The sequence below is a fragment of the Moorena sp. SIO4A5 genome, assembly GCF_010672005.1.
GTDB lineage: Bacteria > Cyanobacteriota > Cyanobacteriia > Cyanobacteriales > Coleofasciculaceae > Moorena.
In genome coordinates, this window is the sequence record NZ_JAAHHZ010000511.1 from 1 (window position 1) to 3,468 (window position 3,468).

At 42.8% G+C, this 3,468-nt stretch carries 4 protein-coding genes; 1 reads left to right on the forward strand and 3 read right to left on the reverse strand.

Annotation, left to right across the window (positions count from 1 at the left end; genetic code table 11):
* Nucleotides 1-340 precede the first annotated feature (340 nt).
* Nucleotides 341-466 carry a hypothetical protein gene (locus tag F6K57_RS40125; protein WP_293047441.1) on the reverse strand — a complete coding sequence of 42 codons (126 nt, stop codon included), beginning with the start codon at nt 464-466 and terminating at the stop codon, nt 341-343.
* Here F6K57_RS40125 and F6K57_RS40130 point away from each other — a divergent pair.
* Nucleotides 460-708, forward strand: a complete 249-nt coding sequence (locus F6K57_RS40130) for a hypothetical protein (RefSeq protein WP_293047443.1) — start codon at nt 460-462, stop codon at nt 706-708. The two genes, F6K57_RS40125 and F6K57_RS40130, sit on opposite strands and share 7 nt — an antisense overlap.
* Nucleotides 709-1,069: 361 nt before the next feature.
* Here F6K57_RS40130 and F6K57_RS40135 read toward each other — a convergent pair whose 3' ends face one another.
* Nucleotides 1,070-1,222, reverse strand: a complete 153-nt coding sequence (locus F6K57_RS40135; protein ID WP_293047445.1) for a hypothetical protein — start codon at nt 1,220-1,222, stop codon at nt 1,070-1,072.
* A gap of 821 nt (nt 1,223-2,043) precedes the next feature.
* Nucleotides 2,044-3,210 carry a catalase gene (locus tag F6K57_RS40140; protein WP_293074449.1) on the reverse strand — a complete coding sequence of 389 codons (1,167 nt, stop codon included), beginning with the start codon at nt 3,208-3,210 and terminating at the stop codon, nt 2,044-2,046.
* Between the last annotated feature and the right edge of the window lie 258 nt (nt 3,211-3,468).

The following is a 3,468-nucleotide window of genomic DNA, read 5'->3' on the forward strand; positions in this document are numbered from 1 at the left end:
TGATAGCTGATAAGTACCTGGACAAAAATAAACCTAACTGTATTAATTTGTGTAAAGTTGCCAAAAGTCCCTCTGCTCCCTGCTCCGAAGTCCCTGCTCCCTATTTAAAGAGTTAATTTTAGTTTTGTCCGACTACTTAGCTGATAGCACCTCAAGCAGCGTGCGCGTAGCGCATTAGCTGATAGCACCTCAAGCAGCGTGCGCGTAGCGCATTAGCTGATAGCTGACCGCTGACCGCTGATAGGGCGATCGCTGATAGGGCGATCGCCTCTTGTCGGGTGGGCAAATAGACATGATTCCTAATTAAATTGCCAAACTATCATAATTTGCACACCCTACCCTACCGAATGCGATCGCGTAGCGTGGCCCTATAGTTTAAAATAAGGGAAAAACCACTTAAATCAATTGGAGAAACCCCTTGGCAGCCCTTACCGACATTGGCTTGCCTGATCAGTACTGATGCCAATAGTAATCGTCCAGTCATTGCAGGAACTCGAACCTCTGTGCGCCGAATTGCTGGCCTATATAATCAAGGTAACAACGCGCTATGAAATAGCGAGACGATTACATCACCTAACAATCACTCAAATTTATGCCGCATTAACTTATTATCATGCTAACCGTCAGGAAATAGACGAAGATATCGCAGCCGAACAAACCGCCTATGAAGAACTGGCCAAACAACATTATCAGGCAACCAAACCCTAAACATGACACAGATTCGCCTTTATTTAGATGAAGATACCATGGATAGCGATCTGCATATCGGCCTTGCGTCTTCGCAACGTGAATGTTGTCTCGACAGGGGAAGCTCAAATGTAAGTATTCAGCTGTCAGCGAACAGCGATTAGCGCTACTTGAGATGCTACTTGAGGTGCTATCAGCTATTAGCTTATGGGCTATGGGCACGCTACTTTACGAATAGCTTTTGAATACAATAAGCTGGGAGCATGTCAAATTCGTAGAACAAATGTACTAAAATAACTCATGTACGCTATTAAAACCCTGAAAACACTGTAGTTCAAGCGTTCTCACCAAATTGACCGGCTCCCCATGCTCCCCCTATTACCTATTCCCCATTCCCCATTCCCCATTCCCCATTCCCCATTCCCCATTCCCCAGATAAGCGTACTAATGTTTCTGCATAAGTGACATGCTCCCGGTTAAATCCGCTATAATAGGAAGATAAAATAGGAATATCAAAGGCGCTAGATGCTGCCAATAGAGGTTCGGGAAAAAAGTCCTCGATTCGTACCTGGGCAAAATATCTATATAACTTTTCACCAATCCAACTCCCAAAAAACAGGTGAACATGAAAGATGCTGACTTGGTGAACTACACTCTGAGCTGTACACCCCTAAAAAACATTAACCAATAGTGCTGCTCACTGCTATATTCTGCTCGGCGCAACGAGCAGGACGGCTTGAGCTACCTTGTGGAAACTGGGAATTTTTGTTTTGGGTAAGCCTTCGATTCCCGGCAGAGCATAAAACCACTGGGAACTTCTTTAGTAGCTTCACAAGTCATTACTTTTGCCTCTACTAATCAACCGCTACAACTATAGATTAATGCGATCTCCCAATCAAGCTTTTTAAGGTTTTTTTTAGATTACACCCCTTATGAGGCCAAAAAGTTAAGGCAGAATAGATTTTGTCAAGGTATTGTTAATTAATCTTTACCTTACCTTCAATCTCTTTAGGTGCGCTTTCCGTGATGGCGAGGGATTGCTCGCCATCACGGGTCGCACCTGCTGTGATTGGCATTGACGATTTATACCCTTTGAGGACAGATGATTGAATGACTTGTGTTTGGGGAGCGGGTATCTGGCGATCGCCTTGCCAAGAAACACGATCGCCAAAACTAGGAAAATCTCAAAAGCATGAATTAGCAACCACTTTTACAACCAGTAACATTTTGTAACTAAGCCATTGACAAATGATACACAACCTTAACTTGTGACGAATGGGTGTATAGAGAAGGAGAGGGAGCAGGTCAAAGTTGCAGAACAGATGAACTATGTAGCATCAGAGCAAGGTTAAAAGACTAGTAGTTGAGTCCCCGTTTTTGATAACGATACTTAGCCACAATCGGATAAACTACATTACGGAGCCGGTTGAGAGCTCCCACAGGACGATGAACTACTAAGCCATTCCACGGGGAAAATCGTAGGTTTTCAGCAGAGTCGTATTGTTTGTCAAAATCGATGATCTGATGCTTGACGGTGAGGCGACCAACGGTAAAAAATGGTGATTTCTTCTCACTCCAACGAATTGTGACATCATCGATGGACATTTTCGGGTTGGTTTGGAATTGGATACCAAAGTCCCAGCAATAAAGAGCATCGGTTTTTGATAGTTGTTCGATCAGCTCATCTCGATAGTAATTGTCCGGTTTACTTTCATCCAATCCCAGAGCCTTGGCGCGATTGATGAAGGGAAGTTTAGGAATACCTGGTCGGGACTGATATCGCATGCTTTGATGGGGAGGCTGGCATGAAACAGGGGTAAACGCATATTTGATCACAGCGGGATACTCAACAGGAACTAGGCCCGGTTGAGACTGATCAAAATCTGATTTGAGTCCAAGGGCATAAGCAGAACCACTCCAATACCGTTCCGTTAATAAACTCTTTGGGGTTCGAGCTGTTACTTTAGCTAGGGCTAGCAATTGCCTGGGATGAGTCCTGAGCCACTTTTGGGCAGCTTTTTCTGACTCAACTATGGAGCCAAAAAATTCATAATAATATTTGATGGTTTTGATAAAAAAGATCTTGGCATTTTGAACAATAATATCTTGAGTGTTTGGTTCGTAGCTTTGTTCTAGGCTTTCTCCTTCAACACCAATCACTTTCACAGACATTGAGCGTGTGTCTTCGACATAGTCGTTTTCAACATTTGTTCGCCCATTGGCAAATCGCAGCTGAACAGGATATTGTTTCGGTTTCGCAAAAAGTCCTTGCTTGAGGGAAATCCCATTGAGTTGCTTTTGAGTAAGCCGAGTTCGTTTCGCCAGTTCGCTCTTAATCTTCTGTTCATCAAAATCAAAAATTTCTAGGTTTCCCTCCACCGATGCGTGGGTTTTGGCATGGGTGTCTCGCAAAGCCCGTTCCTCATCCTTGTAAAGCTTATCCATCTGAATCCTGACTTGCTCTGCTACAAGGTTGTAATAGTTTTGTTCGTCCTTTTCGGGATATTCTGTAAATAGCTTCATGGTTATTTTTTTAGAGAAAAAAATCAGTAATTTGTGGTGATAAAAACTCCGTTAGTATAGCAGCAGATTTGATTCGGTTACTGTCAAATTAAGTGAGCAGATAGCTGGCGATTGAGACTCAAATTTTACTGAAATAAATGGTGATTTATCAATCAGAGAGCTGGAATTTTTACTTTAATTTTTCTTTGACAATACCCGATGCCTTGCTTACGGATTGTCAAATGTTACTTTATAGCTTTTATCCGGCTGTTGAGTATT

What these genes read in the sequence shown, in the direction of transcription:
- F6K57_RS40130 (WP_293047443.1), top strand. Translation starts at nt 460, where the DNA reads ATGCCAATAGTAATCGTCCAGTCATTGCAGGAACTCGAACCTCTGTGC.
- F6K57_RS40140 (WP_293074449.1), bottom strand. Translation starts at nt 3,210, where the DNA reads ATGAAGCTATTTACAGAATATCCCGAAAAGGACGAACAAAACTATTAC.